A 19678-nucleotide genomic window follows, 5' to 3' on the forward strand; every position below is an offset into this window, starting at 1 on the left:
TGTGGCTTCACAAGTTTACACTAGAGCTCCTACCATAAAGTTGTGGCTTCACAAGTTTACATTAGAGCTCCTACCATAAAGTTGTGGCTTCACAAATTTATGCAAAAACCCAACCAACAAAAACCAACAAAAAAACCACCACCCGTGAGGGTGGTGGTTCAGAATATCATTCAATTATCTCAAGTTGTATCTAGAATAGTATTTTCCATCTAAGCCAAGTTGCTCGTAGTATCTATTCATCGACTTCGCATTATGCTCTGTCCAAGTAATATCCGTTGCGTACTGGTGCGTACCTGGATTTTCTGGATTCCAACGCATAGAATAAAGTGTGTTTTGACCGCGTTCTAAGTAATTTCTAGCTATAAACTGCGCGCCACCAACAATTGCTTTTTCTGGTGTATCCCAGCCCATGTTTTGTGCACGTTGCGCGCCACCCATTAAAGCGTTGTTGTCAACTGCACCGATGCCGAACATGTTGTAGTAAGCTGTACCTTCCTCGCTTAAGTTACCACTCGAGTCGAGTTTAACACCGCTTGATAATCGACTTGTACCATGACCTGTTTCAAGGAACGCATGTGAAATTAAGTAAATCTCGTTCACACCATACTGTTTAGCCGCTTGTGAGAATGCTTCGCCTTGGTTCGATAAAACCCCTTGATTCTGAAGTAATCTTTCATTCAAGATTTCAGGGTCAATATCTTGAGCCTTAGCTAAATCTAAAAATGCATATTTTAATTCTTCTGTGTTGTAATACTCTGGATCTAAGAACTTCACAACTTCTTCAGCTGAGGCGTCTCTCCAAGATGTACCTAAGTTGTACTGTGGTTTATAAGATAAAGCCACTTGCTTATCTAACATATCTTGTAATGAGAAGTTGATATTTTTATCTGAGATGATTGATACATCATCGATAAATTCTACTTTATCTTTTGGTGCTTCTGGTCGAACTGGTGCGGGTGCTGAAATATCGCCACCAACGCCAACCGATACGAAGCGGAGGTCGTTTTCGCGTACCCAACCTAAGCGTGGTCCATTTTGTTTTTTAGAAACACTATAGTAATTTACGTTGTTATGTTTGTAAGTTTCACCTGTGTACAACATTGAGTTCGAGAATGGGCGACTTGAGATCGCACCATCTGAAAATACGCTGTAGTAGATGTTTACATCATCGCCAACACGTACTGCGTTTGAACCAAGTGCAGGAGATTCATTTCCAGCATCTGGTGTAGTCGGTGTTGTCGGAATTACTGGTTTAGATGGTGTAGGTGGCTCAAAGCGTAAATCTTGCTCACGTACCCAACCTAAACGTGCACCGTTCTGTGTACGAGAAACACCGAAGTATTTCACGTTATCAAATGTTACAGTTTCTGTTGCAAACAAGTTGCTTGAAGCGAATGGATTCGCTGAAATTGATGCACCAGAGTAAACGCTAGAGTATAATCTCACGTTGTTTGCATTGAACTTAACGGATTCAGGATTCACGCGAGATACGTTTGTGTTCGGGCGATTCACTGGTTTTGTCGGTGCTGGTGTTGACACTTCCGGTGTAGTCTCTTCCGGACGAGTTGCTTCAGGTTTTGGTGTGTTTGCTTTGTTCGCAACTGATAAGTCGCTTGCTTTCACCCAACCTAAACGTGCACCATTTACTGATTTAGAAACACCATAGTATTTAACATTGTTGTGCGTATAAGTTTCAGTTACATAAATATCGTCTTTACCGAATGCACTACCATCCAATGATTTCGATTGGTTGAATACAGTTGATAATACTTTTGCACCATTGTTGAACGTCACTTGATCTTTCACTTGTGGCGTTTGTACTGGTGGTGTCGGTGTCGGTTTTGGATCCGGTTTTGGATCTGGCTTCGGCGTTGGCGCCGCCGTGTTACCCGCATTGATGAATGCAAGGTCGCTTGCTTTCACCCAACCTAAACGCGCACCATTCACTGATTTAGAAACACCAAAGTATTTTACTGAATCATGTGTATATGATTCGCTAGCGAATAAGTTATCTTTACCAAATGCATCTGGAGAGTGGTAGTTGTTTTGGTTAAACACACTCGATAAAATTCTCGCGCTATTTTTAAGAACAACTTCATCTTTATGGCCCGTTGAAGGTTTTTCAACTTTAGGCGGTGTCGGAGCAGGTTTTACGTTTACATTTTTCAGTTCATCTGCTTTTACCCAACCGATGCTTGGACCATTCGCACTTGTTGAAACACCGAAGTATTTCACGTTGTTACGTGTAATTGTATCTGTTGTGTAAAGTGTCTTACCAACATGTGGTGTCGCTTTTACACCATTTGCTGCAGAGGAATACACACTTGCGTAAATTTCAACTGAACCGTCGAGCACTTGAACTGGAGTCGCATCAACTGATTCAACACCAGTGTTAACGACTGGAGAAGTTTCAGGTTCAGGATCCGGTGTTGTCGGTTTCGGATCCGGTTTTGGATCCGGCGTCGGTTTCGGAGTTGGCGTAGGAGATGGTGCACTGCTTGTTGCAGTCACATCGTCCTCATGCATCCAACCGATTGTGCCACTTGCGTTTTCTAACAAGTAGTATGTGTCGTAGTTATAAACCGCTGTACGCTTTACGTTAAACGATTGGCCAGCATACTGTGAACCGTTCGATGTTCTTACATCTTGTACTGAGCCGTAAACACCACGATTATTACTGTTCACCGTAATGTTCTGGTTTGTCGTACCTTCTTCAACTGGTAAGTTGAGTGAAGGATTTACACGAGAATGATAAAGGTCGTCGTATTTACCACCGATTAATCCAACGAATTCATCGTAAGAGTAACCGAATTTTTCAAAGTATTGGTGTGGGTCTGGTGAAGCTGTTCCACCTAAGATATGTGAAACGCCTTCGTGTGACCAGATTGAACCGTCACCATTTGAACTATCTGCATCAGTTGCAGGTAATTTATATTTGTATAGTAGGTTTGCGACATAATCCGCATAGTTGTTGATGGATTTCGCAAAGTCGTGTGCATTGTCGTGATGCACTAATTCAATTTGGATGTGGCGTTGGTTTGAGTAACGACCCGCACCCCACGCTAAGTTATCCGTGTCCGCAATTTCGATAATGTGATCTTTATCGACGAATGCGTGAACGAATGCATTTTGCCAGTTGCGTGACATGTATGAAATTTCATCATGGATCGTTGAATCTGGATTACCCACATCATGGATAACGATTCCGTCAGGCTTACCTTTACCATCTTGATACGCATACTCAGGTAAGTGTGCGATATGGTCGTAAGTCACTGCTGGCGCGTTAAATCCGTTACGATCGATGTAGCGGTTGATATCAGAAATAGCGTTTGAAAGTGTTGTCGTTTCGCTTTTACCCCAAGTGTAAATTTCATCCGCTAATTCTTGGTCATGCGCACTTAACATTGCAGCAACATCTTGGTAGAACGCTTCATCTACTTCAAGTGTTTCAGCATCTTCTTCAAGGATTAATGCTTTTTCTTCATCCGTTAAGTTTTCAATCGCAGATTCGATTGCAGCTAATTCTTCTTCAGATAGCGGAACCTCTTCTTCTGAAACTTCTTCAGCAACGATATCTTCTTCAGTTTCCACATCAGTATCGTCTTCAGCGACAACATCTTCTTCCGTTTCCACATCAGCATCGTCTTCAGCGACAACACCTTCTTCAATATCTAATTCAGTGTCGTCTTCAGCGACAACGTCTTCTTCCGTTTCCACATCAGTATCGTCTTCAGCGACAACGTCTTCTTCAGTATCTAATTCAGCATCGTCTTCAGCGACAACGTCTTCTTGAGTATCTAATTCAGTATCGTCTTCAGCGACTACGTCCATTTCAGTTTCTAATACAACATCGTCTTCAGCGACTACGTCTGCTGGTTCAGTTGCTGGTACTTCTTCGACGTCTTCAGCTGGTGCTTCGTACTCTTCAATTGTGACATCATCTCCGAGTAGATCTACGTCTACTGGTTCTAAGTTATCGACTGTTTCTGTTTCTTCAGCGACTTCTTCTGTCACTACTTCAGCCGATTCTTCTTCTATGTATGTATCAAATTGAGCATCGCTGTCTTCTTCAACAATCTCTATGACATCGCTCGCTTGAATCAAATCTTCTTCTACAACTTCTTCAGAAACTACCTCTTCTGTTGTCTCGACCGTTTCGACTACATCATCACCGATGTTTTGAATATTCTCATCCGCTTCATCATTTATATCGTACTCATCCGCGTTTGCTGTGTTATGAATAGTTAACAACGCAGTTGTCGATAAAATAGTCGGAACTATAAATTTACCTTTTTGCATCATGGAAACGACCCTCCAAATAAAATTTTCTCTAAGCAAGTATAGCGACAACACGGCTTTAATGCATCAAAATATCTGTTTTATAAATAAAATGTAATACTAATGTAATAAAGCTCAACGTTTGTAAAGAACATTTGGAAAAAATAGTGGTTTATCGTATACTTTAGTGTATTAATTACACAGAAGAGAATGTTAAAAATTATGAAGATTTTAGTGATTTCCCAGAACTTTTATCCAGAAATTGGCTCTGGTGCAAACCGAATAAAAAATTTATATACGCAGCTATCAAAAATCCATGATGTCGATGTTTTGACGACAACACCGACATATCCGAATCAAAAGATGTACAACGACAAGAAATATTGGAATGAACCAGAAATCAATGATAGCAGTGATATTCTGCGCATACCGATGAAGCTGAAAAAGCAGAGCAAATCGATGTTTATGCGCCTCTTGTATTACGTCGAGCTAAGCTTGAAAGTTCGCGTATTTCTCATGAAAAAACAGAAGAAATATGATGTCGTGTATGTCACAAGCCCGAACATCTTTTTAGCATGGGTCACGCTGTTTTTTCAAAAGAAAAAAACCGGCATCACCCGTGTGCTAGAGATTCGAGACTTATGGCCGGATAGCGTAAGTAAAATCGATAAGATTAACATCAGTTGGATCTATGGTTTCTTGAAATATTTAGAGGGTAAAATGTATCGATTGGCAGATAAAATCGTCATTAACAATGAGGGTTTTAGAAAACATATCGAATCATTTTCGCCGCGCACGCCGATCTTCTACCTCCCGAATGGTCTGACAGATCAAGAGACTGAGGCGATTGTAAAAGGCGATGAGTTCAAAGTGCTCTATACCGGGAACATTGGATTTGCTCAAAGTTTGGAACAGTTGATCGATGTTGCGAATTTGCTTGAGAAAGCGAAAATTACTTTCAATGTCATCGGGTATGGTGTCAATGCGCATGCGTTTCGTGATTACATCAAAATGCAAAATTTTAAGCATGTGACGATGTATGATGAATGCAGTCGTGCCGAAGCGCTCGAGCAGATTAAACAGCATAATGTACAGTTGAGCTTGTTGAAAACAGATGATGTGTTTATGAATGTATTGCCTGGGAAAATTGTTGATGGCATCGGTTGTAATACGGTAGTCGTCTCGAACATCGGCGGCTATGCGAATGCACTGCTTAAGGAATATGATGCTGGTGTTGCCATTGAAGCGGGCAGTGCAGAAGACATCGTCGATGCAATCCAGCACATACATGATAATCCGAAGGAAGAGCTCAAGTATCGTGAAAATATGCAACGATTATTGAATGATGAATTCCTGTGGTCAAAAAATATTTACAAACTGAATAGATTTTTATCGAGGGATGCTCTAGATAATGTATAATTGATTTAAAGAATTTGTATAAGGAGTACATATATGTATTTTTTAAAGAGAAATTTATTGAATATTTTAATATGGATGTTATTGTTTGCAGTCTTAGCTGTGGTGTTCAATATATTAGTGCCAAGCCATTCGTACTCGTATGAAGAGTATTATGAAGTGGAAGGTTTAGAACTTGAAGCGATTGCGAATGTAAACATTGAGCTGAATGACACCGTGAACCAAGAACATGGACACAAAGCAGTTGAAGTTGTGCAATATGGGGACACAGAATACGTACAACTATTAATGCATGAAGTTCAAAATAGCGAGATCAGTTCGATCCGCAATGATGTGCAGCGTTTACTGCTTGATGAATCTGTACAGTTCACAGATGGACAAGGCATAGCAGTGTTTTTTAATGGTGGTTATTTAACGAAGTTCATCGTCATTGCTGCAATGAGTGTGCTCGGGTTAATCGTTGGACTGGCACTTGCGTTGAATCGTTCGAACTTGCGAACGGAAGAAGATATCGAAGCGTATACGAATGAAAAAATTATAGGTACATTTTAGGAGGGGACAACAATGGCGAATGAAAATCCAGCAGTTAGAGAGCTGAATGAACAAACAATCGTTGATCTGTTTAATGCCTCTCTCGTAATACAAAATGCAGTAGAAAAAAATAATGTGGAAATAGTGTTGATGACTTCAGTGGCGTCACGAGAAAAAGTTGCGAAAGCAGCCGTGCACTTGGCGAAGTTGTTGCAATCCAATAAAAAGTCAGTCTTGATTTTGAACTTGGACTATCAGACGAGTGAGTTTATTGAGTCATATTTCACAGCACCAGAAGAAAAGAAAGAATTTATTGAAGTCTTGGATTCAGAAGATTACTTGAGTGAAGCAATTTTCAAAACTCAATATTCTGGACTGGATTTCACGGTGATTGAAGAATACGATGATCGAGAATTTATCAATTTGATGTTATCTTCAGATTTGAAAGAACGACTCGTGCCAATTCGCGAGTACTATGACGTTATTTTGTTGGTCGGTCCGAATCACAAGACATTTTTGAAGTATGGGAATATCTTTAACTTAGCAGATGCAGTTATACCAGTTGTTGATGCGAAGAAAAATAAAGGCAGTGAACTGAAGCAACTGGTCGACGAGTATCGTGGATTTAATTTAAGAAACCTCGGTGTGTTAAGAGGGAAATAGAATAAGTATCTTGAGAATCACCTCGGGTGTTGAGCTTTTATCCTCAACGGTCGGGGTGATTTTTTTGTTTGTGTGGATGTTTGGGTTGGTTATCATAAAGCTGTGAGCTCTCAAGTTTATGAGAGAGGCGTTTGCGTAAAGCTGTGGTTTTTCAAGTTTATGAGAGAGGAGTTTTCGTAAAGCTGTGGTTTTTCAAGTTTATGAGAGAGTCGATTGCGTAAAGCTGTGGTTTCTCAAGTTTATGATAGAGTCGCTTGCGTAAAGCTGTGTTTTCTCAAGTTTATGAGAGAGGCGATTGCGTAAAGCTGTGGTTTCTCAAGTTTATGAGAGAGGAGTTTTCGTAAAGCTGTGGTTTTTCAAGTTTATGAGAGAGTCGATTGCGTAAAGCTGTGGTTTCTCAAGTTTATGATAGAGTCGCTTGCGTAAAGCTGTGGTTTCTCAAGTTTATGAGAGAGGCGATTGCGTCACCCTGTGAATCCACAGAGTAACGACAACTCTAATTAACTGATAAAAATCCTATTAATCCATATTTCTCCCACAAAAAAAGCATACAGAGTACAAATAATTGTCTCCACATGCTTTATAAATTTTTAGTTTGGTCTGTTTCGAATCATTAAGTATGCAAATGCAAGTATTCCGAGTAATGCGAATGTCCCGATTGTAATGTAGATGAATGGGCGATATCCACTCGTTGAAGATGGAAGGATTTCATCGATAGGTTCAACTTCCTCTGTGTCCTCAGCGGAATCAGATTCTTCTGTCGATTCCTCAACCTCAGGCTCTTCCTCAACTTCAGTTTCTTCTTCTACCTCAGGCTCTTCCTCAACTTCAGTTTCTTCTTCAACTTCAGGCTCTTCCTCAACTTCAACTTCCTCGGTTTCCTCTTCTTCAGTCGTTTCTTCTTCCTCTGCAGCAGCTTCTTCCTCAGCTTCACGTTCTGCCTCTTCTTGCGCAAGTCGTTCAGCTTCAGCCTCTTCCTCAGCTAATCGCTCAGCTTCTTCGGCTTCTGCAATTGAATGGCTGATTCGAGTGAGTTGTGCTTCAGATGGACGACCATCTCTAACTGTCGTGCCTGTTAAACTGCCCATACGTTGATATAAATAGAGCATGCGCTCGTTGACTACGGGCGTTTCTTCAACAACTGGTGTTTCCTCAACTTCTGGCTCTTCTTCTACTTCAGGTTCCGGATCAGGCTCCGGCTGTGGATTCGGTGTTGGTTCTGGTGTAGGATCCGGCGTTGGATCCGGCGTCGGGTCTGGTGTTGGCTCTGGTGTTGGCTCCGGTTCCGGCTCTGGTTCCGGCTCAGGGTCTGGAGTAGGTTCTGGCTCCGGCTCCGGTGTCGGTTCCGGCTCAACTTGGTCCCCATTATCGCCACCATCAGCCTGCGCAAACACTGTAAACTGCACGCCTACAAATAGAATAGAAATTATAAATATAAGACTAAAAATTTTATTAAAAGATTTCACGTTGTTTCCCACTTTCTAAAAACTCATATCCATGTACATAAGTTCTTTTATCATAACTTATTTTAAATTTATAAACAATAAAGATACCGATAAAGACCATGGCAACGCAGTTTGAAATCGAAATACAAGTTAAGCAAATCAGTCTTCTATTAGATCACTTTGCATTTTTAAAAACGTCTCATATCAAAACAACACGCAGACAACCCAAGAAAATGTGTAATATTTCCCTTCCTTGTTCGGGTTTAACTTTATTTTCTACTAATTTCATAGTAGTATGTTAATAGCTTAAAAGATTGGAAGGGTTGTTACATGAAGAAAATCGTAGTGCTGTCACTCGCTTTTGCAGCATCCGTAATATTGTCTGGATGCAACAGTGACGAAGATGATGCGGTGTCAGAACTGAATGGTTCGAAGAATGTAGCCAGTGAATTTTCAGCAGGTGAAAACAACATTCAAAGCCAACCAAAAACTGAAGAAATAGCAGCACGTCATGAAACAGTGAGAACTAAAGAAGATGGGACGGATTATGTCTCAATCGTTGAAGAAACTGAAGATTACATAATTAATGTAGAAATCCCTCATTCAGACTCTAGTGATGTGACAACTCAAATTGAGAGTGAACTGGACAGTCTCGAACGTCGTTTCAAACGTTCAATTGTCGAAGGACAAAAAGACTTAAGTGAGCTCGAGATTGGTTTTGAAAAAGAAACGTTAAACGATGAATTGATAGTATATACACAGACGGCAGAACTAAAAAATACGAATGCGGATCGTACATTTTTCCAAACGTTCATTGAATATAATGATGAACTGTTAGAATTTGAGGATATTTTTGACGATTCTGTTGAAGCGCGTGAACTTTATCATCATTATGTCTTGCAAGAACTTAAGAATGAAAATCCTGTGCATTTAAATGAGTCTTCACTCGAGCGCACGATGATTCGTTCAGATAATGCAATCGATAAAGTGTATCCGACGGAAGAAGGTCTCGTGTTTCAATTCAATACGCTTGAGGTCGGTGGCATGGATGTCGGCACACCAAAAGTACTTGTAGATTATGCTAACGTTTCGCATTTGATGACCGAGAAGTGTCAGGAAATTTTAGGTGACGTTGCGGATGAATGGAAACTGACAGGTGCATTTGCTGGCTCACTTACACCAAGTGATTACGACGCTTTTTATCAGGTGAGAGATGATATTGACGAAGACAAACAGCTTATCGCCTTAACGTTTGATGATGGTCCGGCGCCAGGCACGACAGAGAACATTCTCGATACGTTAGCAGAACATGATGTGAAGGCGACATTTTTTGTATTGGGATCAATGGTAGAAGCATACCCTGAAATTGCTAAGCGTATTGTCGATGACGGCCATGAAATAGCGAACCATTCGTATAATCACCCACAGTTGACAACGCTAAGTGAGGAAAACTTACAGTATCAAATTGGCTATACACAAGAATTGATTCAAGATGCGACAGGCACTTGGGCGATGCTGTTCCGACCACCTTATGGTGATACGAACCAGTTTGTAAGAGACACTGCAGGCATTCAGGAAGTACTTTGGAATATCGATACGCTCGATTGGCAGTCTCGCAATACGAACCTGATTTACAACAATGTGATGACGAATGTAGGTGATGGCTCAGTGATCCTAATGCATGATATAGTGGACGCAACGCCGCAAGCTGTAGTAAACTTGATGAACAATTTGGATAAAGACCAATTTGAATTCGTGACAGTCTCTGAATTGTATGAATATAGAGAAGAAGTCAGTTCATTTACTCAATACTAAAATTTAACGATTAATATAACCAAGGGAGAATTATTTATGAACCTTAAAAGAGCTTCATTGCTTTCAATATTGAGTGGAACACTCGTTGCCTCAATGTTTGTTGGTGATGTCAATGCACAAGAAGATGGACAAGATGTAGAGAACAATGACGAGCAAGTTGAAGACCAAGTGGATGATGTAGAAAATACTGAAGATGCTGGTGCTACAGAAGAAGTAGAAGACGAAGCGATGCCAAACAATCCGCAAGGCGCAGAATTACGCTTTGATTTGAGTCGTGATGTTATACAATATGGGACAGAGTCACATGTGGATATCAATCTTAATTCAGTGACTGAATATGTTCCTCAAGCACGTTTAGATACGACAATTGATTTCCAAAGCAATCAACTTGATAGAATTAATGAATTAAGAGCAGCAGAAGGATTATCTCCTGTTTCACTTAATCCTGAACTTTCTAAAGTTGCTTACATGAAGTCAGTCGATATGACAGTGAATAACTATTTCGACCACAACAAACCAGGATACGGTTCAGTGAATGAACAAATCCAATACTTCACTGGAGAAGTAAACCCGTATACGAACTTAGCAGAGAACATTGCTTACTCTTCAGGTCATAATGAATTCCGTGACGTATATGGTTTAGAAGGATTAGAAATGGACGCGATGGGCTTCTGGGAAGAAAGTGAAACACACTATAACGAAATAATGGACCCAGAAAACACAGAAGTGGGTATCGGTGCATACAGCTTTTCTGTTGGAGATACAAACTATGTCGTATTCACTCACTTATTCACTGAAGATCCATTAGCTGAAGAAGATGGTGGTCAAGACGAAACTGGTGTAGATGATGGCACTGGTGGCGTAGAAGACGGCGTTGACGATGGTACTGGCGGCGTTGAAGACGGCGGTCAAGACGAGACTGGTGTAGATGATGGTACTGGTGGTGTTGAAGAAGAGGACGAAACAGGTGGCGTGATCGATGATGGCAGTCAAGATGAGACTAGCGGAGAAGACGGTACTGGTGGCGTCGATGAAGGTACTGATGAAGTTATCGATGAAGATTTAGAAGCTGATGCAGATGCCGATGCAGATGCTGATGCCGACGCAGACGCTGATGCAGATGCTGATGCCGACGCAGACGCTGATGCAGATGCTGACGCTGACGCAGATGCCGATTCCGATGCGGATGGTACAGAAGATGATACAGGTGGCGTAATCGGTGATGAGTCAGACGCTGACGCTGACGCAGACGCAGATGCCGATGCAGACGCAGATGCCGACGCAGACGCCGATGCAGACGCTGATGCTGACGCAGACGCTGATGCCGACGCTGATGCAGATGCCGATGCTGATGCCGACGCAGATGCCGACGCTGACGCCGATGCTGATGCAGACGCTGATGCAGATGCCGATGCTGATGCAGACTCAGATGCCGACACAGATACTGACGAAGGTACAGATACAGACGGTGACGCTGACTCAGATGAAACAGTAGAAGAAGATGATTCTGAAGAAGCGGTCGAAGGTACGATTCAAGGTGATGACGACAACAACTTATTACCTGCAACGGGTCTTGCTTATGTCGGTTACGGTGCGATTGCACTCGTACTTGCTGGGCTTGGAGCATTCTTATTATTCTTCAGAAGAAAATAATGCTAGACTTAATATAATGTAAACATGAATGATGACTATCTAAATGGTCATCATTCTTTTTTTGAGGTGAAATAAATGTTCAATTTTAATAACACGATATTATCACTCGGTGACGATTTTTATTCTAAAGAAAAAGTCGTACCAACTAAGGATCCGAAACTTGTCATGTTCAATGACGCACTCGCATCCCAACTAAATATCCAAGATAAAAACCCAGAGGTTCTTGTCGGTAATACGATTGTCGATGGTGCGGCGATGGTTGCGCTGCCTTATGCGGGTCATCAATTTGGCACATTCACGATGCTCGGTGATGGGCGTGCAATGTTACTCGGTGAGCATGTTGTCGACGAGGAACGCTTTGACATTCAATTAAAAGGTTCTGGTCGCACTGCGTTTTCTAAAGTTGGTGATGGTAAGCTGCCACTTGATGCAGCACTGCGTGAATTTTTAATATCTGAAGCGATGCATCATTTAAATATTCCAACGACGCGTAGTTTAGCGATTGTTGAAACGCCTTCGAAAATCATTCGTGAAGAGATAAAACCAGCGGGTGTCTTAACTCGTGTTGCATCCAGTCACATTCGCATCGGCTCTTTTGAATATGCGGTGCGAAGTGGTGAAGGCAACTTGAAGAAGTTTGCAGATTACACAATTAATCGACATTATCCGGAAATAGAAGATTGTCCCGAAAAATATTTTGACTTCATATCAGCCGTTGTCGATCGTCAAGCATCTCTCGTTGCGAAGTGGCAAGCGGTGGGCTTTATCCACGGTGTCATGAACTCGGATAACGTACAGATTGCGGGTGAGACGATTGATTATGGTCCGTGTGCTTTTTTAGATACGTATCATCCGGAGACAGTATTTAGCTCGATTGATACGAATGGTCGCTATCAATTTGGGAACCAGCCGAGTATTATGCAATGGAATTTAACGCGTTTTGCGGAAACTTTTATCGAGTTGATTACGGTGGAAACAGGGTTGGATGAAGAAGTCGTGACTGGTCGACTTGAAGAAATTTTGGCTGAATATGCACATCTGTACAATGCATATTGGTTTGATTTGATGGGGCAGAAGTTAGGATTTAGTTCAATCGACGAACACGACAAAGAGCTGATTATCGATATGCTTGGGATGATGATTGAAGCAGAGATGGACTATACGTCGACGTTTACTGCGCTGACTGAAGGTAAGTTTGATGAACTTAGTGGATTAAGTGAAACGTGGATTGAAACGTATAAAGAACGAGTTTCGGGTGAGGAGAATGCGCAAGATTTAATGAATGCTGCGAATCCGTATGTGATTCCGAGAAATCATATCGTTGAGGAAGCGTTGTTTAATGCGTGGAAGCATGACGACTATGATTTGTATAACGAGTTGTTAGCTGCGGTGCGCGACCCGTTTAATCCGGATCACAACGAATATTTCATGACGCGCCCTGAACGTCACGTCGAGATGGGTCATATGACGTATTGTGGCACTTAATAGAGGATGGCGATTGTGCCGTCCTTTTTTGTTTTTGAACGGGATTAAAATTGAAAATACGTGCAATTAGGAATACGCTTAAAGTAACATAAAATTTAAAAAGTGAGGTTACAACAATGTCTGTAAAAGAAAAATTGTTTCAATTGCTTGAAGATAAAGAACAACGCATGATTGAAATCCGTCGTCACTTGCACGAAAACCCAGAGCTCTCTTTTGAAGAAAAGAATACAGCTCAGTTCATCGCAGATTTTTATCAGGATAAAGATGTAAAAGTTACGACGAATGTTGGTAACGGATACGGAATCATCGTTGAGATCAAGGGTAACGGTGAAGGAAAGACGATTGGACTTCGTGCGGATTTCGATGCGTTGCCGATCGTGGAAGAGGCAGATGTTGAATTTAAATCGAAAAATGAAGGCGTCATGCATGCGTGTGGCCACGATGGCCATACGGCTTATCTGTTAACGCTCGGTGAAGCATTGATTGAGTTAAAAGATGAGTGGCGCGGGACGATCAAACTGATTCACCAACATGCTGAAGAAGTGCCACCGGGCGGTGCGAAATCAATTGTAGAATCAGGCATTCTGGATGATTTAGACGAAGTTTACGGTATGCACATCTTTCCAACGTTTGATACTGGCGTCATTAAAATTGTTTCAGGAAATGCGATGGCCGGTCGTTCAAACTTTGATTTAACGATTCAAGGAAAAGGCGGTCATGGTGCAGTGCCAAACAAGACGCGTGATGCGCTGATGGCGGGATCGTATTTTGTCACGCAAGTACAGACGATTGTGTCACGAAACATGAGTCCGATGGACTCGACTGTTGTGTCTGTTACTGCCTTTGATGCGCCAGGTGGCTATAATGTAATCCAAGACAAAGTGACTTTGCGTGGAACGACGCGTTACTTGGAAGAAGAAAATAAAGAATTTATTCGCGAGCGCATGGAAGCGATGTGTCGAGGGATTGAGGAATCCTTCGATGTGACGTGCACGCTTGATTATGTGTATGATTATCCAGTGGTTTACAACCATCCGGAAGAAGCAGCGGAAGTGAAACGCATTTTAGAAGGCGGTGTTGGAAACTATCTGACAGAAGTCGTCGATGGAGCACCTGGCAGTGGGTCTGAGGATTTCTCTTATTATTTATTGAAAACACCAGGTACGTTCATCAATGTGGGTGCTCGACCAGTTGGAATGGAAGATCCTTATCCGAACCACCATCCAAAGTTTGAGATTAATGAAGATGCATTGTTGATCTGTGCTAAAGGATTGGGTGATGTGGTGTTATCGAGGTTAGAAGCGTAAGTCATTCTGAATTGCGTCAAGTTGTGGCCCGACAAGTTTACGAGAGCTCTCCAAAACTCAATAAACCAAACAAAGAGCGGCATGTAACCAAAACTAGGTTACACGCCGCTCTTATTTTCAATATCAAATCTACTGAACCGTTATGACTCTGGCCACTGCCGCAACTTCGCCATCTTCATCGAATGCAGAATAACCGATTGTGTAGTCGCCAGGCTCTTCGTTGTTCACGGTTCCTGTTGTGTATACTAAGTTGTTTGGAATCTGGTTACCTTCGGCATCGTAAACTTCAACGCCTTCAAACAGATCAAACTCTTGGCCTACGTTTATTGTCTCATCATCGACACCGACAAACTCAATATTTCCAGTCGCGTCTTGACTCAGCAATTCACCGTCGCCATCTTCGGTACCATCTTCGTCACTCGCAACTTCACCGCTCAGCTCTGCTTCGGTCGGCGGTATCATTGGATACTCATCCGTCGGTTGATCGGACACGGTCACCGTTCTCGTGATGTTGTACCAACCACCATTGCTCGCTTCTGCTCGGTAAGTTAGGTAATACGTACCTGGCGATGATGTATCAACCGATCCATCAGTTATTGTAATGCTATCGGTGACGTCACCGTCATTCGAATCAACGGCATACACTCCCTCGAGCTCATCGAACTCATCGCCAACCTCTACGTTGAATGCGCCAACGTTTTTAATGATCGGGTAAGGCGTATCTACCGATTCAATTTCTTCTTCCATTGTAGGTCCTTCATAATCTGCATAAATGTTTGTCGTCATATGCTCAGCTTCTAAGTGTGTTTCAATCTCATCACTCGTCGCCGGCGATAATGGTAATAATGCGACTAATGCTTTAATAATAATATCCGCGCTCATGTTCCACCTCAAAAATTTTTCTATAAGTCTAATTTCAATACTTCTATTATAGTATTATATTTTATCATATTTTAAACACAAGCAGAAACATCTTACTAGTAATTGGTAAAATATGTTGATTATTTAAGAAGATAAAAACCAGTCGCCGTTTGAACGGGTTTTATCCCAGAGAAAAACCCCAACCATTTGGCATGAATGGTTGAGGCTATATAATAAAATCAACAACATTTCGAGTAAGCAAGCTTCAAATAATTATTCTAATTCAAATTGGTACAAATTCTTCTTGATACACATTCAAATTTCACAAATCAAATTGAAGTCTAGCTCGTTTACAAATTAAATTAAAGTTCTTAAAAATCTTCCGAAATTAAGGTTTTCTAAAATTTTAAAACTAGTGCTTGCCGACTCTGTTGTTGATGATATCGTGACCTTTAGTTAACATTTCTTCTCGAAGTTTATTGAATTGTTCGTTGCTTATATTGTGTTGCTCTTCATTGACATAATCTTGTGAATCAGCTTTCGTATTATACATCGCTGAAGATTCATCTTTCACTTCGTGTGCAAGGTCATGGAATTCTCGTTCTTTGTTCATCATGACAATCACCTCTCTTTAGTGAATAAATACCCCTTTATATTATATTTAAACATTTACTTGCATTATCATACCTGAGTATGATAATTTAGTTGGTTGCTGGTCGCTAGTTCGGTGGTGGTTTAGGGGCTTGAAGTAGCGAAAAATGTGGAATATCGCTAACCCAAGTCTTTTTTCGAGCCCGAGTTAGCGAAAAATCTAAATAGTCGCTAACTCAAGGGCGATTTTTGTTCTGAGTTAGCTATTAATGATGATTAATTCTTTTTCCCAGTCCGAATTGTTTGTGAAAAATCTCAGACTGCTACTTCACAACATTTTTAGGGCTTGAAGTAGCAGGCAAATCAAAAAGCTGCTACTTCAAAGCAATTTTTGAGCTCGAAGTAGCAGGTAAATCAAAAAGCTGCTACTTCAATGCAATTTTTGAGCTCGAAGTAGCAGGTAAAGTAGTGTGATCTATTTCTAGACCTAAATATATTTGAGATTATTCAACCCTGCCAATTCAAGCCATATTTTCTATATGAATTGGCAGACGACCGAAAAATTCTATGAGGAAATTTATCTCGTGCTTACTCACGATGAATTTCGGGGTCGAGTAAGCATGAAACCTGAAACCGTGCTTACTCACGATGATTTTCAGGCTCGAGTAAGCATGAAACCTGGAACCGTGCTTACTCACGACGAATTTCAGGCTCGAGTAAGCATGAAACCTGGAACCGTGTTTACTCACACCGGTTTTCTGGCTCGAGTGCGCACGAAACTAAAATCCGTGCGCACTCACAACGATTTTCAGGCTCGAGTGAGCACGAAACCAAAATCCGTGCGCACTCGGACGACTTTTTCGTCGTGAGTGAGCACGGCCACCTAGAATCACCTCAATCAATGCAAAAAGCACCCCAAAATCAACCAAACCAATCGAAACCAAATCAAAACAAAAAGCCACACCACTCAACAAGTGGTGCGGCCGTCAAAACCAAATCAATTCCTATTCCAATCCATTATTCCATTTCGCAGCGAGCAATGTGTTGTTCAACACCATTGTAATTGTTAATGGGCCAACGCCACCTGGTACGGGTGTGATCCAGCTTGCAACTTTCTCAGCGGATTCGAAATCGACGTCTCCAACTAACTTACCGTCAACAACTGTGTTACCTACATCAATTACAATCGCGCCTTCTTTTAAGTCGTCGCCTGTAATCAATCCTGGTTTACCAACTGCACTGACAACAACATCGAAGTTCTTTAATTGATCAACCATATTCTTTGTGCGTGAGTGCATCAATGTCACAGTTGCGTTCTCATTCGTCAACAACTTCGCAACGGGTTGGCCGACGATGTGTGAGCGTCCAATCACTGCAACAGTTTTTCCTTCTAAAGATCCCGTATGCTTCAACAATTCCATGATCCCAAGTGGTGTACATGGCTTAAACGTACGTTGGCCTGTATACAAACGGCCGATGTTCACTGGGCTGAACCCATCGACATCTTTTTCTGGCGCGATTGCCTCAAGCACTTTATCTTCAGAAATTTGCTTAGGCAGTGGTACTTGCACTAAAATACCATGTACTTTTTCATCGTTGTTCAAACGTTCGATCTCTGCCAACAAATCTGCTTCAGACGTATCGCCATCCAAATGAACAATGTCACTTGTCATGCCGATTTTCTCTGCTGCTTTGTTTTTTGAACGCACGTAGCTTAAAGACGCACCGTCATCACCGACGATAACGACTGTTAAGTTTGGCGTCATGCCGTTCTCTTTTAGTTTTTCAACTTCCGCTTGCAAGCCCGCGCGGTAGTCCTTTGCGATTTCCTTACCATTTAATAATTGTGCTGTCATGTAAAATCCTCCATTTTTAGATAAAATTCACGAACAATAAGCATGCTGAATCACCCTAAACATTCGTAAACACAAACATTAGGGAAAAATACATAAAAAAAGTTCGCGTTTTTAAAATATTAATGATAGACTGTATATGAAAATTATAGCACAGATTACATTGGAAATGAGGTCATATTTATGAGAGTCGGCGTGATTATGGGGTCGTCTTCAGATTGGGAAACGATGCGTGAGGCGTGCGAGATGTTGGACACTTTTAACATCCAATATGAAAAGAAAGTCGTCAGCGCACACCGTACACCAACTGAAATGTACGATTATGCACAATCCGCGAAACAGAATGGTATCGATATTATCATCGCTGGAGCAGGCGGTGCTGCACACTTGCCGGGGATGGTTGCATCACTGACAAACGTGCCGGTCATCGGTGTACCGATTGAATCGAAAGCTTTAAAAGGTATGGACTCACTCTTATCGATTGCACAGATGCCAGGTGGTATTCCAGTGGCGACGACAGCAATTGGTAAAGCTGGTGCAAAAAATGCTGGGATCTTAGCCGCGCGCATGATCGCAGTGCACGACAAAGAAATTTACGCAAAATTAAATGACTACGCAGATTCTCTCGTAGATAAAGTGCGAGGTATGCAAGATGAGCTCAATTAAAACAATTGGAATTATCGGCGGTGGTCAGCTCGGAAAGATGTTAGCGATGAGCGCACAGCAGATGGGATTCAGAGTAGCAACGCTTGATCCATCAGCAGATGCACCAGCGCGTTCTGTGTCACACACATTCATTCAAGAGCCGTTTTCAGACAAAGATGCACTTATTGAATTATGTGAACAGTCAGATGTCATCACTTATGAATTCGAAAACATCGATGGTGAAATACTGAATCATTTAACAGCGCACTATCATATTCCGCAAGGTGCAGAGACGGTTCTAACGTTGCAAAACCGCACGGCAGAAAAAGCCGCAATTAAAAATTCAGGCGCAACGGTCGTTCCGTACGAATCCGTTCAATCAAACAAAGACATCGAATCATTTGCCAGCACACACGACTATCCAGTCATCGTTAAGACGGACTCTGGTGGATATGACGGAAAAGGGCAGTACTTTATCGACAGCGAAGAAGCATTACAATCCGTAAATATCCCATTCGATGACGCGGACTTTATCGTCGAAAAATATATCGATTTAAAAGCGGAAGTTTCGCTCACAGTTGGACGCAACACGAAGGGGCAGACGGTGTTCTTCCCGTTGCAAGAGAATTTGCACATCGATCAGATTTTGTACCGTACAACTGTACCATCCCGTTTCAACTATCAAGAACAAGCATCAATTGAAGCCGAAAAGATAATGGAAGCATTGCACTTTGTCGGCGTGTTTACGATTGAATTTTTCATAGACCAAAATGACAATTTGTATGTGAATGAAATTGCACCGCGTCCACATAACTCTGCACATCATTCAATCGAGTCATGTAACTACTCACAATTTGATATTCATATACGCGCAGTACTCGGAAAAAAATTGCCTGAGATTGAACTGCGCACACCGGCACTCATGATGAATCTACTCGGTAAAGATCTCACGAACATTGGTGAGAATTTATATAACCAAGATAATTGGCATGTCCATGTCTATGGGAAAACTGAGAACAAGCCCGAGCGTAAGATGGGGCACGTGACAGTTTTAACGCAAGATATTTCTCGTTCACTACACGAATTACGCCCATTCTTTAAATCAGCAACAGACAACTATTAAAAAACTCCTGGA

14 protein-coding genes are annotated in these 19678 nt (G+C 41.6%); 9 read left to right on the top strand and 5 right to left on the bottom strand.

The window, feature by feature from the left end:
* Positions 1 to 174: 174 nt before the first annotated feature.
* On the bottom strand, positions 175 to 4299 hold the full coding sequence (locus tag BMW30_RS06605) for an N-acetylmuramoyl-L-alanine amidase (RefSeq protein ID WP_180366245.1): 4125 nt from the start codon (positions 4297 to 4299) through the stop codon (positions 175 to 177).
* A gap of 201 nt (positions 4300 to 4500) precedes the next feature.
* Here BMW30_RS06605 and BMW30_RS06610 point away from each other — a divergent pair, with 201 nt between their 5' ends.
* The 3 genes from BMW30_RS06610 to BMW30_RS06620 are packed head-to-tail and all read left to right on the top strand — an operon-like array spanning position 4501 to position 6888.
* Complete coding sequence (locus tag BMW30_RS06610) at positions 4501 to 5697, top strand: glycosyltransferase family 4 protein (RefSeq protein WP_091475074.1); 1197 nt, start codon at positions 4501 to 4503, stop codon at positions 5695 to 5697.
* Between the two features lie 33 nt (positions 5698 to 5730).
* Positions 5731 to 6246, top strand: a complete 516-nt coding sequence (locus BMW30_RS06615; RefSeq protein ID WP_091475076.1) for a hypothetical protein — start codon at positions 5731 to 5733, stop codon at positions 6244 to 6246.
* Positions 6247 to 6258: 12 nt separating this feature from the next.
* Positions 6259 to 6888: an AAA family ATPase gene (locus BMW30_RS06620; protein WP_091475077.1), complete on the top strand. Its 630-nt coding sequence runs from the start codon at positions 6259 to 6261 to the stop codon at positions 6886 to 6888.
* 590 nt (positions 6889 to 7478) lie between these two features.
* Here the strand turns inward: BMW30_RS06620 and BMW30_RS10590 are convergent.
* Complete coding sequence (locus tag BMW30_RS10590) at positions 7479 to 8354, bottom strand: hypothetical protein (RefSeq protein WP_180366246.1); 876 nt, start codon at positions 8352 to 8354, stop codon at positions 7479 to 7481.
* 309 nt (positions 8355 to 8663) lie between these two features.
* Between BMW30_RS10590 and BMW30_RS06635 the strand changes: the two genes are divergently transcribed.
* From BMW30_RS06635 to BMW30_RS06650, 4 genes are all read left to right on the top strand, one after another.
* Positions 8664 to 10148 carry a polysaccharide deacetylase family protein gene (locus BMW30_RS06635; RefSeq protein ID WP_091475082.1) on the top strand — a complete coding sequence of 495 codons (1485 nt, stop codon included), beginning with the start codon at positions 8664 to 8666 and terminating at the stop codon, positions 10146 to 10148.
* A gap of 36 nt (positions 10149 to 10184) precedes the next feature.
* On the top strand, positions 10185 to 11801 hold the full coding sequence (locus BMW30_RS06640) for a CAP domain-containing protein (RefSeq protein ID WP_091475084.1): 1617 nt from the start codon (positions 10185 to 10187) through the stop codon (positions 11799 to 11801).
* A gap of 75 nt (positions 11802 to 11876) precedes the next feature.
* Entirely contained in the window at positions 11877 to 13286 is a 1410-nt protein-coding gene (locus BMW30_RS06645) for a protein adenylyltransferase SelO (RefSeq protein WP_091475085.1), read from the top strand.
* Positions 13287 to 13402: 116 nt separating this feature from the next.
* Entirely contained in the window at positions 13403 to 14593 is a 1191-nt protein-coding gene (locus BMW30_RS06650) for an amidohydrolase (RefSeq protein ID WP_091475087.1), read from the top strand.
* A gap of 129 nt (positions 14594 to 14722) precedes the next feature.
* On the opposite strand, the gene BMW30_RS06655 is transcribed toward BMW30_RS06650, so the two are convergent.
* The 3 genes from BMW30_RS06655 to folD form a co-directional block, all read right to left on the bottom strand.
* Complete coding sequence (locus BMW30_RS06655) at positions 14723 to 15475, bottom strand: immunoglobulin-like domain-containing protein (RefSeq protein ID WP_091475089.1); 753 nt, start codon at positions 15473 to 15475, stop codon at positions 14723 to 14725.
* 391 nt (positions 15476 to 15866) lie between these two features.
* Entirely contained in the window at positions 15867 to 16067 is a 201-nt protein-coding gene (locus BMW30_RS06660; protein ID WP_091475091.1) for a hypothetical protein, read from the bottom strand.
* Between the two features lie 982 nt (positions 16068 to 17049).
* Complete coding sequence (gene folD / locus BMW30_RS06665) at positions 17050 to 17901, bottom strand: bifunctional methylenetetrahydrofolate dehydrogenase/methenyltetrahydrofolate cyclohydrolase FolD (RefSeq protein WP_091475093.1); 852 nt, start codon at positions 17899 to 17901, stop codon at positions 17050 to 17052.
* Positions 17902 to 18081: 180 nt separating this feature from the next.
* Between folD and purE the strand changes: the two genes are divergently transcribed.
* Both purE and purK read left to right on the top strand, forming a co-directional pair.
* Complete coding sequence (purE, locus tag BMW30_RS06670) at positions 18082 to 18564, top strand: 5-(carboxyamino)imidazole ribonucleotide mutase (RefSeq protein WP_091475095.1); 483 nt, start codon at positions 18082 to 18084, stop codon at positions 18562 to 18564.
* Positions 18551 to 19666, top strand: coding sequence for a 5-(carboxyamino)imidazole ribonucleotide synthase (purK, locus tag BMW30_RS06675; protein WP_091475097.1), 1116 nt, complete (start codon positions 18551 to 18553; stop codon positions 19664 to 19666). The genes purE and purK overlap by 14 nt, the downstream gene beginning before the upstream one ends.
* Positions 19667 to 19678: the final 12 nt, after the last annotated feature.

The organism is Aliicoccus persicus (genome assembly GCF_900110815.1).
Lineage (GTDB): Bacteria > Bacillota > Bacilli > Staphylococcales > Salinicoccaceae > Aliicoccus > Aliicoccus persicus.

Bases quoted from the DNA above. Each gene is read 5' to 3' on its own strand.
- BMW30_RS06605 (WP_180366245.1), bottom strand. From the start codon at position 4,299: ATGCAAAAAGGTAAATTTATAGTTCCGACTATTTTATCGACAACTGCG.
- BMW30_RS06610 (WP_091475074.1), top strand. From the start codon at position 4,501: ATGAAGATTTTAGTGATTTCCCAGAACTTTTATCCAGAAATTGGCTCT.
- BMW30_RS06615 (WP_091475076.1), top strand. From the start codon at position 5,731: ATGTATTTTTTAAAGAGAAATTTATTGAATATTTTAATATGGATGTTA.
- BMW30_RS06620 (WP_091475077.1), top strand. From the start codon at position 6,259: ATGGCGAATGAAAATCCAGCAGTTAGAGAGCTGAATGAACAAACAATC.
- BMW30_RS06635 (WP_091475082.1), top strand. From the start codon at position 8,664: ATGAAGAAAATCGTAGTGCTGTCACTCGCTTTTGCAGCATCCGTAATA.
- BMW30_RS06640 (WP_091475084.1), top strand. From the start codon at position 10,185: ATGAACCTTAAAAGAGCTTCATTGCTTTCAATATTGAGTGGAACACTC.
- BMW30_RS06645 (WP_091475085.1), top strand. From the start codon at position 11,877: ATGTTCAATTTTAATAACACGATATTATCACTCGGTGACGATTTTTAT.
- BMW30_RS06650 (WP_091475087.1), top strand. From the start codon at position 13,403: ATGTCTGTAAAAGAAAAATTGTTTCAATTGCTTGAAGATAAAGAACAA.
- BMW30_RS06655 (WP_091475089.1), bottom strand. From the start codon at position 15,475: ATGAGCGCGGATATTATTATTAAAGCATTAGTCGCATTATTACCATTA.
- BMW30_RS06660 (WP_091475091.1), bottom strand. From the start codon at position 16,067: ATGAACAAAGAACGAGAATTCCATGACCTTGCACACGAAGTGAAAGAT.
- folD (WP_091475093.1), bottom strand. From the start codon at position 17,901: ATGACAGCACAATTATTAAATGGTAAGGAAATCGCAAAGGACTACCGC.
- purE (WP_091475095.1), top strand. From the start codon at position 18,082: ATGAGAGTCGGCGTGATTATGGGGTCGTCTTCAGATTGGGAAACGATG.
- purK (WP_091475097.1), top strand. From the start codon at position 18,551: ATGAGCTCAATTAAAACAATTGGAATTATCGGCGGTGGTCAGCTCGGA.